This is a genomic window from Paenibacillus xylanilyticus, assembly GCF_013359935.1.
Classification (GTDB): domain Bacteria; phylum Bacillota; class Bacilli; order Paenibacillales; family Paenibacillaceae; genus Paenibacillus; species Paenibacillus xylanilyticus.
The window spans coordinates 204888-225995 of the sequence record NZ_JABMCB010000197.1; the positions used below are offsets into that span (position 1 = coordinate 204888).

General features: G+C 45.7%; 12 protein-coding genes and 1 pseudogene. 3 read left to right on the forward strand and 10 right to left on the reverse strand.

The features are described 5' to 3' along the window. Positions 1-43 precede the first annotated feature (43 nt). The 4 genes from HP552_RS23395 to HP552_RS23410 form a co-directional block, all read right to left on the reverse strand. Positions 44-853, reverse strand: coding sequence for an AAA family ATPase (locus HP552_RS23395; RefSeq protein ID WP_175397793.1), 810 nt, complete (start codon positions 851-853; stop codon positions 44-46). 106 nt (positions 854-959) lie between these two features. Beyond that, on the reverse strand, positions 960-4334 hold the full coding sequence (locus tag HP552_RS23400) for a HEAT repeat domain-containing protein (RefSeq protein WP_246311020.1): 3375 nt from the start codon (positions 4332-4334) through the stop codon (positions 960-962). A gap of 339 nt (positions 4335-4673) precedes the next feature. Beyond that, on the reverse strand, positions 4674-5834 hold the full coding sequence (locus tag HP552_RS23405; protein ID WP_175397794.1) for a cobalamin-independent methionine synthase II family protein: 1161 nt from the start codon (positions 5832-5834) through the stop codon (positions 4674-4676). A 244-nt stretch (positions 5835-6078) separates the two neighbouring features. Continuing rightward, positions 6079-6978 (reverse strand): DUF5655 domain-containing protein, encoded by a 900-nt coding sequence (locus HP552_RS23410; protein WP_175397795.1) that lies wholly within the window; start codon positions 6976-6978, stop codon positions 6079-6081. 80 nt (positions 6979-7058) lie between these two features. On the opposite strand from HP552_RS23410, the pseudogene HP552_RS35825 reads away from it, so the two are divergent. Further along, positions 7059-7130 (forward strand): annotated as a pseudogene (locus HP552_RS35825) (putative holin-like toxin); the annotation flags it as partial. A gap of 219 nt (positions 7131-7349) precedes the next feature. Here HP552_RS35825 and HP552_RS23415 read toward each other — a convergent pair. Further along, the gene (locus HP552_RS23415; protein ID WP_175397796.1) at positions 7350-7919 is read right to left on the reverse strand and encodes an SF0329 family protein; all 570 of its coding nucleotides are present in this window, start codon (positions 7917-7919) and stop codon (positions 7350-7352) included. Between the two features lie 227 nt (positions 7920-8146). On the opposite strand from HP552_RS23415, the gene HP552_RS23420 reads away from it, so the two are divergent. Further along, a complete protein-coding gene (locus HP552_RS23420; protein ID WP_175397797.1) occupies positions 8147-9202 on the forward strand; it encodes an ankyrin repeat domain-containing protein in 1056 nt (351 codons plus the stop codon). 176 nt (positions 9203-9378) lie between these two features. On the opposite strand, the gene HP552_RS23425 is transcribed toward HP552_RS23420, so the two are convergent. Next, the gene (locus HP552_RS23425; RefSeq protein WP_175397798.1) at positions 9379-10368 is read right to left on the reverse strand and encodes a tRNA dihydrouridine synthase; all 990 of its coding nucleotides are present in this window, start codon (positions 10366-10368) and stop codon (positions 9379-9381) included. Positions 10369-10928: 560 nt separating this feature from the next. On the opposite strand from HP552_RS23425, the gene HP552_RS23430 reads away from it, so the two are divergent. Further along, complete coding sequence (locus HP552_RS23430; RefSeq protein WP_175397799.1) at positions 10929-11135, forward strand: DUF2536 family protein; 207 nt, start codon at positions 10929-10931, stop codon at positions 11133-11135. Positions 11136-11503: 368 nt separating this feature from the next. Here HP552_RS23430 and HP552_RS23435 read toward each other — a convergent pair whose 3' ends face one another. From HP552_RS23435 to HP552_RS23450, 4 genes are all read right to left on the reverse strand, one after another. Beyond that, positions 11504-13177, reverse strand: a complete 1674-nt coding sequence (locus tag HP552_RS23435) for a GTP-binding protein (RefSeq protein ID WP_175397800.1) — start codon at positions 13175-13177, stop codon at positions 11504-11506. 1 nt (position 13178) lies between these two features. Further along, complete coding sequence (gene cysD, locus HP552_RS23440; protein WP_175397801.1) at positions 13179-14078, reverse strand: sulfate adenylyltransferase subunit CysD; 900 nt, start codon at positions 14076-14078, stop codon at positions 13179-13181. A 331-nt stretch (positions 14079-14409) separates the two neighbouring features. After that, positions 14410-18390, reverse strand: a complete 3981-nt coding sequence (locus HP552_RS23445) for an endo-1,4-beta-xylanase (protein WP_175397802.1) — start codon at positions 18388-18390, stop codon at positions 14410-14412. A 998-nt stretch (positions 18391-19388) separates the two neighbouring features. Beyond that, positions 19389-20912: a type I restriction enzyme HsdR N-terminal domain-containing protein gene (locus HP552_RS23450; RefSeq protein ID WP_175397803.1), complete on the reverse strand. Its 1524-nt coding sequence runs from the start codon at positions 20910-20912 to the stop codon at positions 19389-19391. Positions 20913-21108 lie beyond the last annotated feature (196 nt).

The following is a 21108-nucleotide window of genomic DNA, read 5'->3' on the forward strand; positions in this document are numbered from 1 at the left end:
TATCCTTACGCCAAGGATACCTCTTCAGGAAGCTCGAACCTATTCATTCAAACAACCTTTGATGTTTATGAAAGAATTGATAAAAGAATTGTACATTGTCCAGTTCAAACCATTCTGCCGTTTGCAGCATGCTCGCATCGAGATTGTAGATCTTCGCATGAAGTGTGCCCAGAACAAAGGGAGAGTGCGTGGCAATAATGAATTGACTATCAAAATAGCGCGCCAGATCGTTCATTTGTTCGGCCAGTTTGATTTGATTCGCCGGAGACAGGGACGTTTCCGGTTCATCCAATAAATACAGCTGCCCGGGAAGCAAATGTTCCTCAAAAAACTGCATCGAGCTTTCCCCGTTCGAATATTTCTCCTGCGAGAATTGGATGATATCCATCTTCTTTTTTAATTCATATGACTGCTCCAGCTCTTCTACCTCAGCCTTGCTCTTCCCCTGCACGAATTGCTCATGAAGCAGCCCTTCGCGAAGCACGCTTTCCTGCTGTATTTTCTTGATTTCATACAACAGATCCTCTGACTTGATGTACCGGCTCCCACCGGGAAGCTTATATATCGGACGCTCCTGATCATCATGCCCAAGTTGATAGCTGCTCTCCTCGATAAACCGCTGAACATAGATGCTGTGTCCATAAGTTGCCATTCGCTCAGCGCCCGCCATTCCCAATTTGTTGGCGATTAGATTCAGCAAAGTGGATTTGCCTGAACCATTACTGCCGTATAATACCGTGATACGATCAAACAGCAGAACCTCCCCTGCCATGTGCCTGAACACATGATCGGGGTATATATTCGGGTTGCTGGAAATGGTAGAAGAGAGTTTGAAGTTACTTAGATATAGCATCGTCTCACTCCCCTCTTGGAAAATGAAATAATCCATGTTTGATATTCATACCTGATATCTATACTTTACCATTCTATTAATGCATCCATCCGACACAAAAACCTTTCTATTCAAGCACCGTCCAAATATCCAGTGCAGCCAAACGAATGGCCTCATGCTCATGATTCCGGTATGCTCTCAAACGTTCGGTACAAGTCTGGTTCCACAGTAAGGATGTTCCCGCAATCTTCAGCAGAGAAAGTCCGAGATATTGGGCTGTAAACGACTGCCGACCTCTCAAATGATCCACCAGATCCAGAATCGCCTCTGGTCTCCAATATTCCTGACTGGCATTGGCTGCACGGGCGACCTGTCTGTAGGCGTAATCCAATAGATATGGATGGGTGTCCACCATTTGAGTCACAGGGTCCAATTGCAGAGCTGTCTGATCCGCCTGGTTCCATTCAACAGATGCCAAATATAGCTTGATCACGGCTCGTTTCAAGGTTTCTTGGGATTGAAGGACATTGATCATGCCCGCATATAGAGGAACGAGTACCCGCCTTACATGTGGGGGCAATGAGGTCAGCTCGTCAATCAATGCCACCAGACGCTGCCGCTCTGGTAGGTCTCTCTCCGGGGCAGCATTCCATTCGGCCTTCGTCTCCGTCTCGGCCAATTGTGTGCAAATGCTGATGACCCGATCATTCACCTTTCCATCACGACAAGCCACAATGAGCGTATTCAACGCACTCCTCCATCTGGCGTTGTCCTCCAGATCTAGAATCGTTTTGCTGGCAGAAGCGGCCACCTTCTCCTCACTTCCATTCACCCAAAATCTCATGGCTTGGAATGCCTCTCTTGCCACAACCGGATCGGCATGTCCTGCAATCTCGATAATCAAGTCCAAATACCTTGGCCGGGAATCCACGGGAATCCCACCAGAATACTGGTTAAGCAGGCTTCTTGCGATATCGCGCTGCGGGGAAGCAGCCATGGCACGCATCATGGCCCAGCTGCGTTCATCATCAAGCCATTGTCTGGCAGCGTGGCCTATGGCGATCATCACGTCTTTGTGTACATTCGGTTTTTCGTATTCACGGATGAGAAGCGCCATGCTCTCCTCGCTTTTATAAGCTCCAAGCAGCCGGATGGCTTCTTTTCTGACCGTGATCTTCAGTTTTTCCCGATCTAACAGATCTGAAAGCATGGATGTCAACATCACCGGATTCACCCTGCGCATGCATCTGGGGATCGAGTACATGGCTACCCGAGCACGGTCTCCATCCAGGTTGTTAAGCAATACAGGGAGTGCCCTCTCCGGCTCTTCCCATAACGAATACGCGTAAAGTGCTGCCTCCACGACATGCACTTCCTCGTCCTGCAGCAGAACTTCCAGCTGATCGGAACAATAATCGGGCATGCTGGCCAAGCTGCGCATCGCGGATGCACGTTCATGGAAGCTTCGTTTGCCATCCAAGGCCACCCGTTCCAGAAGGGAAGCAAATGCCTTTTGCTGACGCGGCAGCCACCGATGAAACCCGTTATGCGCAGGCACAACATAAATTGTTTTTCCTGATAAATGCTTGCCTTTGATGATTTTCCCCGAGATAAACGGGTCCAGCCACTCCTGACGCTTCAGATGTAGATGCATAAATACATCGTGAAATGAGATGAAGGATGGGTCTCTGTCCAGCAGTTCTCTAACCCTCGCATCTCGCGTCTTATAGGGAAGAAGCCAATAATGGATCGCCTGTGGGGATACCGTTTTGGCCTGCAGCAGTTCCCCCAGCAGAAGCTGGAGCTTCGGCAGCCGATCCACGGCTTTTCCGAACAAATCTGCCATGCGCAGAATCACGCTCGTGTTTTCGCGCTTGTTCGCTTCTACACCAAAGGCATAGATCTCATCGAATAACGCTTCCAGTGCAGAACTCGGTATGCTGTCCCAATCCATCGAGTACAATGCAAACTGTCCGTCCCGCATCGTCAGTCTTCCAAACGTTCTCAGAGCGAACTTGAATAACTCGCCCTTCGGCTCCAATGCATGTTGACGCAGTATGGCAAAAGCCAGTCTCTCCGTGGCGGACCTTGTCCCATATGATGTGTCTCTGGCTTCGATCACGCTATCCACCAGTACCGTCAGATCGTCCATGTGCTCTTTCTTGAACATGGGAGCAGGACAGTTGGAGAGCTCAGCCATAACCACGAAGCGTATCGGATCCTGGTCGTTCTTGATTCGGGTCAGGAAGCGCAGCGTCTCATCCATTCCACGGCGAGAAAGTGCTGTACTTCGAACGAGGTGAGCATAGGCCGCAGCACGTTCATCGCTATTAGATACCTGAACGGCTTGCTCCAGCTGCTCTCTGGCATTCACAATGAAGCGGCGGGCTGTCGTTTCGAGCTTGTTGTCCCGGTGATCACGAATGTCGCGCAGTTCGAGCATGCGGGCCGCTTCCTTGTCACGCAGTCGGTGTGGCAGTACATCCAAGAGTGTCATAGGGAAAATGCGTGTCTTCCGCTCATCTTCCTTATAAGCCGCATCAAAGATCGCTTCGCGGTTCGACGGCGCAAGGGTATCCAGCACCTTGGCTAGGTGCACTGGCTGATCTGCGAGCAGAGCAGCCAAGGTCGTCCACTGCGCTGTGGTGAACCATTTTCTCTTTTTCAACACACCTGCTGGAACGCCCTGACTCAAAAGATACCCCCGGGTCTCCTCACGTGTCAGCAGCTCAAATACATCCTCTGGGCTGGCCTGAATCAGAATTCCTAATTGCTGCTTGAGTACAGGATGAATCGTATCCGTTGGCCCAAACTTCAACGCACATTCCAGAACAGTTGCTGGCCTTGAAACACTCAGTATTTCAACCGCGGATGAGAGCGTCCACCATACATTGGTCTTTTCCCGGTGCGTTGCATGCTGCAAAGCATTCTTGAAGTACGCTCCCACCAGATCGGGGTGGTACTTCGTTAAGAGCCGCCAATTAAGTAACGCATATCCCAGCTCTGGAAGCCTGAGGCGTACCGTCTCTTCGCTGCACGCAGCCAACAATAAGGAGGCTTCTTGTGCGCCCCAACGGTTAAGCACAAGCGGCAGCAGCCGTTCCGCCCAATCCTGACGGTATGTATTCACGATGCTCCGCAGCAATTGGCGGCGGCAATGGTATGACATCAGAGCGATTTCGGTTTCAATTGAAAAGTCCGGGTCGGTCACTACTTTTGGGAGCAGCCGAGCCGCCCGGCCCCTAACTCCTGCCTTGGGATGCTGCAGGGCCAGTATAACCGCACGAGCATCATTCACTACACCCGCACCAGTCAAAGCCAGATGCGCCTCATAGGCGGTGCCTCTTTCCAGTAAGGATACAAGCAGCGCGGAATAATTCGCATCTCCTGTATGATGGCGTCCCAGAAGTGCCATCCGCTTCATCCTGTCCGAGTAACCCAGCGAATCCAGCTCCACGAGCAACTGCTCTTTATTTATCAGATCCTTGCTATCTGTCATCATTTCCTCTCCCCTCATGTCTCTAATAAGCTCTTTATACCGATCAAAACAAATCCACAACCATACTTCACAGGGTAATCCTGGAATAGTATAACTTCTTCATCAGCAATAGCTTCTCCTTTTCAATGCGGCATTTCAGACCAACTTAGCCGATATGATCGGGCTTTTGCTGCCTGATTCATGTATGGTGGAACTAGTTATACATTTCAAAAGTCACGTCCGGATTCGCTGCTTCTGCGTTTGAACGGGACAAACCGCTGCAAACAAAAAGGGATGCCTCGCCGGGCACCATAAACGGCCCTTTGAGTCATCCCTTTTATCTAAGTTGTTGCTTATCTGAATTTAGTTATTCCAGTACTGCTTCGCAATCTGTTGACCTTGGTCGATTTTCGCCCACTGCTCGGCTTCGCTTAGCTCATTACCGCCATCGCAGGAGGCAAAGCCGCATTGATGCGAGAGCAGCAGACGATCCTTATCAATGATTTTGGATGCTTCGTCAAGCAGACGAATGACGCGTGCTTCATCATCCAGTGTATTTGTTTTGGAAGACAGCAGGCCCAGAACAATCTCCGTTTCCGGTCTGTCCTTGAATACTTCCAGTGCTTCAATCGAACCCGCACGATCATCATCCCACTCCAGGAAGAAGCGGTCATATTTCAATTGTTTCAGGAACAGGTTGGCGATTTTCGCATAAGAGCCGCCGCCCATGTTGCGGGAATCGTAGTTGCCGCGGCAGTTATGTGTCCACATTTTCAAGCCCAGGCTATGACCGAAGTCAATCACCGTATTGTTAATATCAATAAATTCGGTGGCAAGACCCGCTACTTCTGCTTGATCAATATGCTCGCCGGTAAACGGAGAGTTCGGGTTGTCGTCTGCAAACAGCTCCCACAGGCAGTCATCGAATTGCAGGATTTTGCCGCCAGCCGCAGCGAATTCCGCCACAAATTCCTTATATGCCTTCACAAGACCCGCTTTGAGCTCCTGTTTGTTCTGATAAACGGCATCCTTCCCGCCAATATTATCCGACCAGGAAAGCTCACCGAAGATATGGGAAGGAGATGGTACGCAAAGTTTCGTCTGCTGATCGCCTGCCGTATCTTGCAGCTGTTTGAACAGGGTAATAAAGTGATGATTCTTACCGCTCAGTTCGCCCGTAATGCGCAATCCGATATCTTTGCGAGTCTCATATTTGGATGTTCCGTCCACATCCCGGAAAAAGTAGCCGTGGTCCGCGATATAACGCTCCACTCCGTCAAAGCCCCAGACAAAATCCAGGTGCCACATCGACTTGGAGAACTCGCCGTCTGTAACAACTGAAAGGTTATGCTCGATTTCCTTTTTAACAACCTGTTTGATTGCCTCAGTCTCACACTCGGCATACCCTTCGAAGTTTTCATAGAACGGATACTGGATATCATCACGATGTTCAATTTGCGTTTTATATTTCAGCAGCTCTTCGGGCCGCAACAAACTTCCTACGATCTGGAACTTATCAGTCATGTAAATAACCCCCTCGTTGTATACGAGTATCATAGCACGCCGAGTGGAGTTCGAAGAATAATCAAAAGAAGATAACTAGTTATAGCTAAAAGCTATAGCAAGAAATAAAAGTGGATTATCAAAATGATTCCCCTTAATGGGGTTAACTGGGTTTATCTGCTTTCACAATCTATGATTAGATATTCCATTTTATTATTTTCCACTTTTTCTATCGTTGGTCTAAAGCGCTAGTTGTTTATCTATGCTAGTTTAAATTATAAGCTTTATCAATTAATGGTTCTGCTCTTTTAAAATCTTCAGGGGATTTAATGATAATTTGTAAATCACCAGTCCCAAAATGCCCTACATTACGCATATCTCTAGTAAATCCATCCTCAAGTTCAAAATCACCAGGATTTAATCTCATGTGTAGTAGTATCTGCTTCTGGTAGACTTCTGCACAAATGATATTTTTCATCTTTTTGAACGCTGTATACAACTTGAGCTGATTTTCTGTAACGTCATCACCGAGTGCAAGTATATAGGCTCTAATGGAATAATACAGTTCTCTGAGCGCTGGCGTTGTTGACTGAAGTTGTTCTTGAAAAGTCTTGTCTGATGATGGCTTAGTCCATTTATCTCCCTGTTCCTGAATATTGTAAGGTCTCACCGTACTTGAATTTACTAGCTCCATCATAAGTAAATCTGTTCCAAACTTTTTGTAACGAACAAGATCAATGTTTCTATTGATCTGTTTAACTGCATATTTATCATATTTTGTGAAATCTCCTGCTACACAAATAAGTCTGGGCATACTCCAATCTAACTTATCCGAACACTCTTTTCCTAGATTCTTCATCACTAACAACTCAAATTCTGCTTTATGATCAAGTAGCCAGTCGAGATAAAATAATCCTTGGTTAATCACGTTCTCGTTACTGGTTCTTTTATATTCAAAAATGACAGGACAGTTGTTTTCATCTAACCCTAAACTGTCAATTCTACCACCGTTCGATGTCGTATATTCGCTTTTCAGAAAAGTTACTCCAAAAAAAACAGGCATATTCTTTTCAATTAATACTTGTAATTCTCTCTCAAGTAGAACAGAACTGGCTGGCAACTCTTTAACTTCTCCCGTTATATGAAACAGCTTAGTATCGGACATGTATGTCTCACTTTCTAAAACTTGATCACCAGAAGACTTCTCTTCATAGTTTCAAGTAATTTTTATTATTTTCAAATGCATCGGTGTTTGAAGCAATTATGCTTACCTTCGGTTCGCTGATTGTAGCGCTGCTGTCCAATAAACACAAGTAGACCGCTCCCCATGCAAAGGTTGCGGTCTACTTGACGTCTATCCTCTTGTTAAGCCCACCGCCCTTAAAAGCGGCTATTGCTCCGAGAGTCGTGTTGTCGCACGACTCTCTTTGCAATATAAGCTGTTCATGCCCTTATTATAACATGACAAATGAGGAATTCAATTCAAGGCTTAACAAGCGTAGAATAAAAACGATAAACATCTAACTCTCAACTAATTCACAACGTCCTACGCCGTAATTCATAAAAATACTGCACGGCTGGGTGCTTTAACTTAATTTTCTCGGACATGTTCAAAATCCGCTTTTTGCCAACCCGTCTGTCTACCAAAGCCAGAATGTTCAGCAAGATATCCTGACTCTCCAGACTTTCCTCTATAGGTCTTGATAGAAACGTAGTCGCTGCAACCGTAAAATTGGATTTGCTTAATGCTGACTGTGCTGACAATAGCTCCTTGGCAAGCACTGAGCTTTTTCTGCTTCGTGCAATGACGTGAAGGCGGTCCTCCGGAACGGTCCCTTTGGTCTCTTTTCGAATGGCTTCAATCTCTTCGTTGTCTACAGGAATTTCAATATTCGGATCGTTCTTGATCTCCTGCTCCGTCTGATACCACCGGATGGGGGTTGTTGTGTCACTCATATTGAGCAGGTTCTTTTTATCTACGGCAAGGTAACAGCTTCCTGATTTATCAAGTGCATAACGGTAGCTTGTTGCGCGGTATTCAACTCTTCCGACTAACGCCGGGCTAAGGAAACTCTCCAGTTGCTGCTTCAATTTGCTCCAGGACATAAATCCTCCTATTCTCAAAAGCCTACTACCTTAATTATAACACAGCATACCGAATTGCCATCTTAGGTTGATACAGGATATGAAGCACTTCAGACGGGGGAATTCCTATTTTTGGATTTTACTTTCCCTATGTGATAAAATTGCTGGAAATTATCTACTTTCTATTAAACTGTCATTGCCGATCATGGAATACTACGTTGCTATTCACAAAGGAGAGGAAGACGTTAATGGCTAAGAAGAAAACAACATTACCCGCCCATATGGAGCAACTCATTAAAAATAATGATATCACTGCTGTAAAAGAGGTCTTTGAGCAATGCGAATGGGATGCCCGCGGGGGTTACAGCAAAGGTACGGCCCTCAGTTTCCGGCAGATTTCGGATGAAGTCGTTCGCTGGCTGGTAGAGCAAGGAGCTGATATTAACGCCCGGGACAAGTACCAGCGTACGCCATTGCATGCCCATGCTGCGCACTGGTCAGGAAATGTAGCCTTGCTCCTCGAATTGGGTGCAGAGCTGGACGCGGTTGATTATACCAATGAAACACCGCTGCATTCAGCAGTCAATTCGTATAGAACCACAGTGGTGCAAGAGTTAGTAACCCGAGGTGCTGATATCAACGCAGAGAATAAACAGGGGAACACCCCGCTCGCTAAAGGATTAGTCAATTGCCGGAATAGCGATATTGTCAGTATGTCTGAAATCTCCGCGATTTTGCTGGATGCCGGAGCATCGGTCACCCCTGCTATGAAAGAGTCGGTAAAGCGAATTGGCAAGGATTTTGAATTCGTCCGGGAAAAGTTCAATCAAGACAGCGTTGACGAAGTGTCGGACGCGCTTCTCAAGCTGTATCGACTATTTGATGTCGAGCCGGTAGCGAATCGAATCATGCATGATGGGACTGCCCCCATTCAGGTAACCGCAACCACTTGGCCCAAGCAGCACCAAGAGCTGTGGGAATATCTCATTCCGCCCAAAGGTCATGCGCAAACGGTACAGGGAGAGGTCATCCGCATCACCGGGCGCGTGTCTCATGAAGTATTAGATAATGGCGGGGGAAACTGGGATGCCCAATACCTCAAGATGCTGGATGCGCTGGTCCGGTACCTGGGTACCGGTACGCCATTAGCTCCGGCACTTCTGCAAGAGGCAACCGACTTGGCCGGCAGGCTTCGCAATGGATCGGATTATGATGCGCCTGCTAGATTATGCGAATTGGCGGTGTTATGGGTGCTTAACAATCCTCAACCCGTAACGATGGCACAACCGGAATATTCTCGTTAATTTTCCTAGGATAGATGGCTTTGGAGTTGCTTAGTCCCATTCGTGGACAGATTGGGCAATGAATGTGTTACGGGTAAAAATAGAAGTACAGCAGCTAAAAAAAGAAGCGGAATATTTCCCGCTTCTTTTCTTGTAACCCGCCAATACATCTCAACTATTAGTCGAAACTTGGCAATTTAATTTCCGTGTTCCTCTGCCTCATCATGATTCTTGCTTCCAAACTCATCCAGCAATGTACGCACTTCACTTGTGGATTTGGCGTTCATTAAGCTGTTTCTGAGTTCACTTGCCCCGCGGAATCCACGAACATAGATTTTGAAGAAGCGGGCAAGCGGGCTAAACGAACGCGGCTCCTGTGCCGAATACTGATCATAGATATCCAGATGAAGCCGCAGCAGATCCAGCAATTCTTCACTGGTGTGTTCCTTCGGCTCTTTTTCAAAAGCAAACGGGTTCTGGAAAATGCCACGCCCAATCATAATGCCATCCACGCCATATTCCTCAGCGAGCTTTAACCCAGTCTGACGATCAGGGATATCCCCATTAATGGTCAGCAGCGTATTGGGTGCTACCTCATCACGAAGTTTTTTAATTTCCGGAATCAGTTCCCAGTGAGCATCTACCTTGCTCATTTCTTCTCTTGTGCGCAGATGAATGGACAGATTCACGATGTCTTGTTTCAAAATATGGGTCAACCAATCGCGCCATTCGTCTACTTCAGTGAAACCAAGACGTGTTTTGACACTTACGGGCAATCCACCAGCTTTCGCGGCCTGGATTATTTCCGCAGCCGTTTCGGGACGGCAGATCAGCCCGCTCCCCTTCCCGTTCTCCGCTACATTGGCTACAGGACAACCCATATTAATGTCGATCCCTTTAAAGCCTTCTTTCGCCATACCGATGCTCATTTCACGGAAGAATTCCGGCTTGTCTCCCCAGATATGAGCCACCATGGGCTGTTCATCCTCTGTAAACGTCAACCGCCCACGAACACTTTTGTTCCCCTCCGGGTGACAATAACTCTCTGTATTTGCAAACTCCGTAAAAAACACATCCGGTCTGGCCGCTGCACTTACGACATGGCGAAACACAACATCCGTCACATCTTCCATTGGTGCCAATATAAAAAATGGTCGTGGCAAATCACGCCAAAAATTGTCTTTCATCTTAAAAACTCCTCTATATATACCGGGACAGTTCGCTATCCCGAAAATAGTAAAATAATTTATTCGTCTGCTTGTTATCATTCGATATTCATGTCATTGCTACTTCTTCACTTACACCATCTTCAGTTAAACCATCTTCACTTATACCATGTTACCGCAGCGTAGTTCAAACAGCATTATATGTTAATGGCGCAACAAAATAAATACATTACAACCTGAACAGAAGCAAAGCTTTTCTATGGACTCACATAAAAAAGAGGGGCGATGCCCCTCTTGGCTACTTACCCAATGGAACTTGGATCCGGGTTTCCCCTTCCTCCATTTGTCCTTTCTCTAATTTTATCACGTCTCAAGCCGATTTTCAGCACGAGTTTATTCGTCATGTCTCAAAGCCTAACTCAACTCCCGCTTGGTCTCCCCAAGTATAGTAATCAAACCGTCTCCTTCGTTCTAATGATTCTCGCTGTCCGCTCTTGCCGAACCGAACAAGCTCCTCTACAATTAAAGCTCGGCAGGCTTTTGTACCTGCAAATTGTGACATGAAGGTGGCCTAAATTAACATGGAAATTTCATTGGATATTATCAAAGACAAAGTCGAATGCCTGCAGGCCTATGACTTCAATGAACTGGAACGGGCGATTGAAGACCGAATCGGAATGAACAAGGCGCTGCTGCTTCGAGTGAAGCAGGTACAGCATCAAGTGACGTTCGATCCGTTTCGCAACAAGATGTTATACAGTGCAGTCGTGCATTTTGCCGTTGAGTGATGAGACATAGGTAAAATTTATGGGAACAGCAAAAACCGGATTGATCTATGCTCAATCCGGTTTTTGCTTTGTTTCGTGATCATACTTTTTTCAAACTTGTGCTTTATAATTTTGATTTACTTAACCCAACTACATGATTACAACATATCTTCAGCAGGGTCACTCCTATACCAATGCTCATCTGTTCGCTTACATTCCACCCATGAGCCACTAGCTTTCTGATATGTAAGGTTAGGGAGCCAAGAGATGATATCCCTGACCCTCTTACACCGACTCTTACATATGAATTCCCAAGATTTTTAACTGCTCATTAATCTTAAGCAAACAAGCGGCTGCCTGATCGGCAACCGCTGCATCTGACATGCTTATTAAATGTCGTAGTTATTCGAAGGACTGTGAGCGATAACGGATTGCACGACTCGTTTAACCACGGATTTCGCGGCATCCTGGGTGGACATTCCGCCGATCTCCTCCGCGTTTACTTCGATAAATCCTTTGCCCCCAATGATCTCTCGAGCTGTCTCAAGTTCGCCCGCACTGATAGAATCATGGGATACCAGTGAGATCAGGCCGGCGTCGTTCAACACCTTTGCCATCTCCGCCGTACCGCGGAGCGTTTCTCCACTGACGCTCTCAAGCAGCATCGTATGGTAACCGGATGACATTAGTCGCTTCTCCACTTCCTTGGCGAGAGCTACCGTATCCGAGCCAGCAAACCAGACCGTGAGCGGAGATTGTCCTTTCTGCTGGGCGCGAACCTCTCTCGTGATCCCCGTATCCAGCGTGTCAAATCGGCTATCTCCCTTCAGAGCTTGATCGATGACTCCGCAAGCGGACGTCATGTTGGTGACACGATCAATGAGGATAAACCCTCCGATGCTCTTATTGTGTTCAAAGGAATCGAAGACGATCTGATCCGACAGCGTGAATTCACACTTAGCCAATTCGTTCTTAACAATTTGATCGGCTGGAACGGTATGGCCCGTGTTAATGTCAATTTTATGGGTAATCGCCGTTACAGTGCCTGGAAGAGTCTTCGTTCCAACCTTTACCCAATAATGCTTGCCCGGAGTCAGGACGGAATCGTCCATCCACAGGATCGTTGAAGCGAAGCTGTCAGCTTCTTGCACTTGATTATCCACCGTGAGCACGCAGCCCCGCGAAACATCAACTTCGCGATCCAGTTGTATCGTAACCGGTTGGCCAGCATAAGCCGAATCCTGAACTTGGTCCGTCACCAAAATCCGCTTAACCTTTGCTTTCTCCCGACTTGGCAGTGTCATGAGTTCGTCTCCGACCGAAATCTTTCCAGCCTCGATCTGGCCCTGGAACCCACGGAACGTATGGTCCGGTCTGCTTACACGCTGAACCGGCATCATGAAAGGCTTCGTATCATCGGTAGTATGAACATCTATATTTTCCAAATACGGCAATAAAGCTAATCCTTCGTACCAGGGGGCATTCGGCGACTGGGTTGTGATGTTGTCCCCTTCCGTAGCGGACACGGGAATGACCTGAATGCTCTTGATTTGGAATTCGGCCGTCGTTTGGATGAACTCTTCCTTGATCGCCTCGAACGTCCTCTGATCGAAGCCGACCAGATCCATCTTGTTCACAGCCAATACGAGATGCTTGATCCCCATCAGGGCGCAGATCCGGGCATGGCGTTTGGTCTGGGTAATGATGCCTTTGGTAGCGTCCACCAGAATGATGGCTAGATCGGCAAAGGAAGCGCCTACAGCCATGTTGCGCGTATACTCTTCGTGTCCCGGTGTGTCCGCCACGATGAAGGAACGATGAGACGTCGTAAAATAACGATAAGCCACATCGATGGTAATCCCTTGTTCGCGTTCGGCCAGCAAACCATCGAGGAGCAGCGAGTAGTCGATCTTGCCGCCTCGGCTTCCCAATCGACTATCGAGCTCAAGCGCGCGTTCTTGATCGGCGAACAGCAGCTTGGCCTCATAGAGCATATGTCCGATCAGCGTGGACTTGCCATCATCCACACTTCCGCAGGTAATGAATTTAAGTAGACTCTTCATGTTAGAAATAGCCCTCCCGTTTGCGTCGTTCCATGCTTCCCGCCGCTTCTTGATCGATAACCCGACTGGTCCGTTCGGAAGATAACGCACCCAATGTCTCCTCAATGATCTCATCCAGCGTAACGGCATCGGACTCGACTCCGCCCGTGAGCGGGTAACAACCCAACGTGCGGAAGCGAATCTTCTTCATCTCTACCTTCTCGCCAGGCTCAATCTTCATCCGCTCGTCATCCACCATGATGATATGCCCGTCACGATTAACGATCGGTCTTACGTCCGCAGAGTAAAGCGGAACGATGTCGATGTTCTCCCGACGAATGTATTGCCAGATATCCTTCTCAGTCCAGTTGGACAGCGGGAAGACTCGAATGCTCTCTCCCTTGTTGATTCGCGTGTTGAACAGCTTCCACATCTCCGGACGTTGGTTCTTCGGGTCCCACGAGTGGTTCTTGTTCCGGAACGAGAAGATCCGCTCCTTCGCACGCGACTTCTCCTCATCACGTCTTCCGCCACCGAACGCAACTGTGAATCCGTATTTGTCCAATCCCTGTTTCAGGGCTGTGGTTTTCATAATGTCGGTATATGCGGAACCATGGTCGAAGGGGTTAATTCCTTGTTGAATAGCCTCTTCATTAGAGTGCACGATCATCTCGATACCAAATTCCTTCGCCTTTCGGTCACGGAACTCAATCATTTCCTTAAATTTCCAGGTTGTATCGATATGCATGAATGGGAACGGCGGCTTCTCGGGGTAGAAAGCCTTTAGGGCCAAGTGCAGCATGACCGAGCTGTCCTTGCCGATGGAATACAACATGACCGGTTTCTCGCACTCCGCTGCTACTTCTCTGATAATGTATATCGCTTCAGCCTCAAGTTGATCCAGATGTGTTAATTCTTGCATGGCAAGGCGGCCTCCTTTTAATCCTCACTAAAACCATCGTATTTATAAACTTATCCTATCAGATTCCATCTTTATTGCAAAGTGGAAAAAAGTAAAATTTATGATGTCTATGTATTGGATCGACAATATTCAGCATTGAGTAGCGGTTCCCTCCTATCATAAAATCGCCTAAACGAATGATTTTTGCTGAGCTGCAAATGGAATCGGTTGGTTAACGATCTATATTACAATCATGATCGAGGGCCATGGAATTTGGAAAAGCTGCCGCCTGTAAAGTACAGACAGCAGCTTCAATAGTTGCCTAGTTTTTTCAAAATGTCCTATACAATCACTACATGTTCCAGATCCGGGACAGAATCACTGCTGCTTCAGCGCGGGTCAATGATTCAGTTGGTGCGATTTTGCCACCTTTTCCGTTGACGATTCCGCTTCCTACGAGGGAAGTTACACTATCCACCGCGTAAGCGGAAATGCTTGCAGTATCGGAATAAGGAGCCAGATTCCCGCTGCCGGCAGATTGCTTGCCAGCTGCTTTTAGAGCTGTCGCCGTAAGAACCATCATGTCTTGACGGGAAATGCTGCTGCCTGGTTTGAACGTGTTGTCTTCAAATCCAGAGGCAATCCCCAGCTCTTTGGCAATGGCCACGGCCTGTGCATAGTAAGCAGTAGGCTGTACATCGCTGAAGGCTGCCGTGTTCGCGCCCGGGCCCTTCAATTCAAGGGCTCTCACCAGCAAGGTGATGAAGTCAGCTCTCGTGATGGAAGCTGCAGGAGCGAAGCTCTCGTCCGATATGCCTTTTATAATATCGCGTGCAGCCATTGCTTCAACGGCTTCTTTTGCCCACAGGACATTTTGCACATCGGCAAAAGACTTGGTTACGTAGGCTACGGCATACGTGCTAAATTCCGTTGTCTTGAACACAACCGATCCGGATTTAGCATCGTATCGTCCGTTCGGTACAACTGTTGCCTTTCCTTGACTGTCAATATTCAGGATTACCAATTGATGTGCATTGGCAAGTTCTTGGCCAGCAGGTGTGTATGAAACAGATACCGTTACAGACGCCGCTGGATTATTCCAAACCAGCACACGGTCCCCAGCTTTGATGCTAAGGTCGATCACCGGACGGCTGCCCACTTTGGCGCGGACTTCTGCGTTCAAGCGATCTGCCAAGACTTTGCTAATCTGAATAGAGACTTGATCCGCTTGTTCCGTAATATTAGACAGCATGTTGGACGGAATTTGAAGTGCTGCATGGTCTGTCTTAAGCACAAACTCAACATTATTATTGCTCTGCAGATTTGAAGTTGGCAGCTGCACCACATAGGATTGGGCATTTGCCTGCTTCGGCACTTCGATGGTAACCTGCTTCTTGCCATTTGCACCTGGAGAAGCCTGTTCAATCGCTTTATTCAGGCTGTCGCTTGAAATGGTTGCTGTGGCTGTCCCATTTTCGACTTTAACTACTGGCACAATTGCCGAGTCGCTGCCTGGAAGCTGTGGTTGAGGCTGCGGAGCAGTCCCGGAATTTGATCCGCCACTGCTGCCACCATTGTTCCCCCCGCTGTTGTTGCCTCCACCGTTGTTGCCGCCACCGTCGTTTCCTCCTGAAGAAGGTTTGCCCGTGAGCGTCAATTCACCAAATACGGACGTATCCTGGTAACCTTGACCGGATGCATCATTCCATGCGTTTACGCTGATTCTGTTGCCGTCTTTGGCATCGTTAATCTGCGCATCGAAGCCGATCTTGTCATTATTCGCAGGCTTCACCTTTTTGAATGGAATTTTCATCTCGACTGTGTAGTTGGTACCGGAAACAGCGACTTTGGATTCGAAACCTGCTGCGATTTCTGCAGGATTAAAGGTAGCAAGGTTCTCGAAATTCACTCGGTATTGTCCATCATCATCCTGGAAGCTGGACGTTTTGCCGTTATTTCCATCGACGAATACCTCGACGGAATCCTGCTCCCATACATTCGGATTGGTCTTGTTCAGTTGATCGTCTCTGACTTGAACGAGCACATAGAGATTGTCATCATCCCACAGTACTCTTGCTGTTCCTGTTGCACCGGACCACGCCATTTGCTTCGTATCCAGTTTCAATTCAGGAGCTTTGCTCCATATGCTGTCTACAGAACCATCAAGCGATGGTGTCCCATAGAGGGCAGTTGATTTCTTGTAATCAAGCTCTTCGGGTGGATGTTCTGCCAGGTACTTCTCCGGATCAACGACCCCGTAGAAGGCCTCTTTGGCTTGATAATTCTTGTCGAACAAGGTTGGATTCTGCTCGGCTCTCCAGCTCGTGCTGTCATTCAATCCCCAGAAGGTCACACGCGGAATATGCTCGCTGTTCTTCTTATAGAGATCCATCAATGAGGCATACAGATAGGCCTGCTGCTTCGCTTCTTTCTCAGTGATTGCAGAGTTGGTGCCTGCCATAATGTCCAATTCGGTGACACTGACCTCCACACCCAAGGAAATGAATCGTTCGAGTGACATTTTCACATTGTCCAATCTCGTGCCCAAATTGTAGTGGGCCTGCATGCCGATGCCATCAATCAGTTTCTCGCCAGGGTGATCTGCGGCGTACTTCTCATTGATCTCTTTCACCATGCTGTAGATCGCTGTAGATTTATTCTGGTTGTCATCGTTGTAATCATTGTAGTAAAGCTTGATATCCCAGCCATTCTCGTCAATGACTTCTTTGGCTGCAAGGTATGCCTCCTCAAGAAAGTCAGGGCCGATGGCTTGTAACCAGCCGGAGTTACGCAATGCATTTTTCCAGTCCTGGGGATTAGCCGGGTTGTCGTTCATGGCTTCGTTGACAACGTCCCAGGAAATGACTTTATCACCAAAATGTTCAACGACCGTTTTAACATGTGTCCTCAGGTTCTTCAAAGCTTCTTCACGGCTCAAAGGTTCGCCGTTTGCTGCCGTATGAAGCCATGTAGGAGACTGCGCATGCCATACGAGCACGTGACCGTGCAGATCAAGGCCTGCATCCTGTACTTTTTGGACAAGAGCATCTTCTGCGGTGAAATCAAATTGTCTGTCCGCGTTATACGCATAATCCGGCTTCATATCATTCTCAAAAGTGACGACATTGTGATGCTTCGTCAGCAGCTTGAGCCGGGTCTCGTCAAAGGTCGCCGGATTAACAATGTTGCCGATCAGGAAATCATCCTTGTAAACCTCCTTCAGATCAGGAAGGTCTTCTTGAATCGGAGGTGCAGCAGTTACAGGACCCACATATTTTAGAGCAAAATCATCCAGGAAGAAGGTACGGTTCCCACCATCGTCATTTGCCGTTTCAATATACGCATTGAGTACGCTTGGAGTCGTCGTGAGTGTATACTTCCCTGTTAGATGTACCCAATCCTGATCTGTAACGGTTGCATTTTGTGAAACGTTCGCATAGCCACTGTCCGCATATTGAACACTAATGCGAAGTGTTGTAGACGCTTCGCCAGGTGCCATTTTCACCCACGCAGACAGCTCATATTCATGATTCTTCGCCATTTTGCCTGTAGCATCAACCAAGGCTGCATCATATTGTGCCGTAGTCGTTACAAGCAAGCTTTGCTTGCCGTCAGGTGTATGATTATCTTCTTGGGAGAGGACTACTGTTTCGCGGCCATTGCGTGCTTTGAATCCATCCAGACCGCTCTCAAAGTCTGCAGTAATTCCCGTTTTATCCACAATCTCTGGTTCGCTTTCACCAGGTGCTGCTGCCTGGGTAATCGTGATATCTCCAATATAGAAAGAGACACCCTTACCTGCTTCATCAGACTTGATTCGCAGAGCTGTCTTATCCACACTCGTCACGGAGAGAGGGGCAGATAGCGTAATGCCTTGGCCCGCAATAAAATCAGAAGAGCTAATTTCGGTGTACCCTTCTGATCCAGACACGCCCTTATTGGTTACAACCTCCAGGACAGCCATCCCAGCTGCAGGTGGATTAGAATCCGTATCGACATAAACGGAAGCGGTTACAGAATACTCTTGGCCATCGGTCAAACCAAGATCGGTGAATGCAAGATCCACGCCATCATAGTTTTTGGATCGGTTACTGACTTTTAGCGCTGCTCCATCATCATTGCCCTCAAACGGCTTGCCTGTGACAGCTTCCAGCTGGGCACCGCCGGATTGAGTTGCCTTGCCCTTACCATTCTGGAATGTTTCCTGATAGACAATCTGTGAATTAGATGCTGCTGGATCTGCTGCACTTACTGCCTGAGCCGTCAAGCCGCCCGGAAGAAGCAGAGCCACTGCGAGTAACCCGGAAACGACCTGCTTAAATGATTTCCTCATTCGAAGCCTTCCCCCCATACCAAATTTTTTATAAACCATGTAAAGCGCTTACATAATTTACTGTAACCAGCCTCCTTTCTCACCAGATAATACCACTTCATGGAAGAGAATTCTTACTCCAAATTAAAGGGGAATCTTAGTTTTTTACAGAACTGTACCAATTCTGAAACGGGTATAGTCATGCTCTTCGTTCCGCTGATTTAGTCCGCAGCGAATAAATTCGATAATTTAGGATAAGAAGTAAACTGTCAAAAAAGACGCTAGGTAATTCCTTCCCCTCGTCTTTCATTTCTTTATAATGTGTTAGTCTTCTTTTGCGTAGAGACTTACGGCAAATTTAGTATAATTTTACAATAGCCCCTTAGATATGACTTGTTCTCTGCAGCTGTATCAATCCTTAACCAGCATCGAACCGATTCCACATGTGAGGAGTGTTATTAGTCTATCTCCTTTTGCGCTTACAGATAACGATCAAATTTATTACCATCTGACAAACCAAAATTAAAATACTATTCAGAGAGAAAAAAGGAGCATTATAGAATATATAACGTACTGCTTATCGTGTTTTATTGGACATGAACTAAACCTAAAGGAATCAAAAGCAAAGTCTGTAATAATCTCATAGCTCTTTATTTTTGTTCATTGCATATTAGATATTGTGTGTTCCATTTCATATTTTATATGATTTATACCGTTGTAAATTAAAGGACCTATTGCTAAAAGTGAAACGAAGATTTTGACTTTTTCTGAGGGAGGAAAAAAAAAGTGTTCAAAATCAAATATTTAAACTACGGAAAGGAAACAGAGTGAGTTAAGAAAGATGTACTTCACTAGGGGAAACAATAAACAAAGATATGATTAAAGTATGGGTAGACAAAAAAGTAAAAAAGCTAATTACCTAATATGTATAGATGTATAGGCAGTTAGCTTCTTTAGTTGTCTTTATATGAAGAAAATATATTTCATATTGAGCTTAATATCGTTACTTCAAGTGAAGTTTATAGGGTTATAGACTCCGAATTAAACTGCCAATCAGGGGGAGGAGATATTGGATTAGGAATTTTAATCATTGAATTATCTCGTGATAATCTTGAAAACTCTAATACTTCAGAAGAAATTCCTTCTGTAGTTTCAATTAAATTAAGATTTGAATTTAAGATGTCCCATGTCCCCATTATAAGCATATCGATTCCCTTTCCATAAGACTCAAAGAATAGTAAATCTTGATCACCATCAGGATAATTTTTTAAAGGTAGCTGATCTATTATTCCCTCAAAGTACTGAAGTGACCAGATTCCATTCCAGATAGTTTGGGTATCGTTACGTGAAAAAAGTCTCCACAAATTTTCACAACTCCTATTTACTAATGAGAGCATTTTTTTAGCAACAGTTGGTTCCTTAGTTAACTGATCTTCAATTGATAAAGATAATTTCTCGTTAGCAACTATTTCAGTAAGATACTCCATTCCTAGTTTATGAGCTATTTTGTACCCAAGCCGAGTACTTATATTGTCTAAGTGACATAGAGCATTCCTTCGAGGATCGGGAAGACCGTAATTTATATTTAGTAGAGCAAGCTCATTTATAGATTCGATGATTCCATGTTGGTAGGAGGAAGGTTTAATGTCAATTCCTTCACTTAATAATCTAATCAAAACATCTAAAGAATGTACTTTAAAAATCGCATGCTTTCCACTCCTCCAATTCATCGCTAGTTTATCTATGAGGTTTATTCTCTCATTATTATCTGATTCTATTATTCGTCTGGCGTATTCTATAGAGGTTTCAAAAGATCTATCCACTGGTATATCCATTCTAACTAACAAGAGATCTAATGGTAATTTTTGAAGCTCCTGTTGGTATTTTTCAGTTCTTCTCTTCCAGGCTGCATTTCTGTACTCTTTGGCATTATTTTGGATTTGTTTTTGTAAATCATATTCTTTACGTTGAAGAGAGGAGTAAAATAATTGAAGTTCAGCTTTATCAAGTTCAACCTCAAAACTATTTTCAATTTGTTGCATAATTTGTTGTCTTAAAAAACGTAACATATCTTTACTATTTAAAATCTCTACAAACTTCATAAAATCATCAAATGAACTTTGTTGACTGCAGGAAATTATGTAATCATCCCAATTAGAAACTTTAAATGAATCAAAAATTCTAATTTCCCATCCATTTATTAGAACAATAAATCTAGCTTGTATTTCAGGATGTATTGCATAAAGGTGTGCTTGAAGTAAATCACCCATATCCATTTCTTTTTTATTACCAGGTTTAGCTTCAATAATCCAGAAGCTTTTTAATCGAATTGTTGGGATGTAGTCAATTTGAACTCGTTTACGACCTACTCTATGGTAAGGAGAGTTTAACTTAAGGCTTTTTTCTCTAATAATGTTATTAATAGTTCCTGACCCATAACCTAAAATTTTCAGTAATGGTGCAATAAATTCTTCTCTTATATCTGATTCATTCCAAGTAGAGAACTCAATAGTTTTCCAGTAATCAAAAAAAAGTTTATACAAATTAAATCAACTCCCTTTTATACATCTAGTACTTAATTATGGAGGGCACTATAAAATAAACTCATGTTGGAATGCTAAAAATTGTGTAGGAATGTTCACACAGAAAAATTTCTTCAGAAGAATAAGTGTATCTATTTTGATTTTATCGTTGCGCTTCCTAAGAAGTGGAAAAAGATCATGATAATAAAAAGTTATA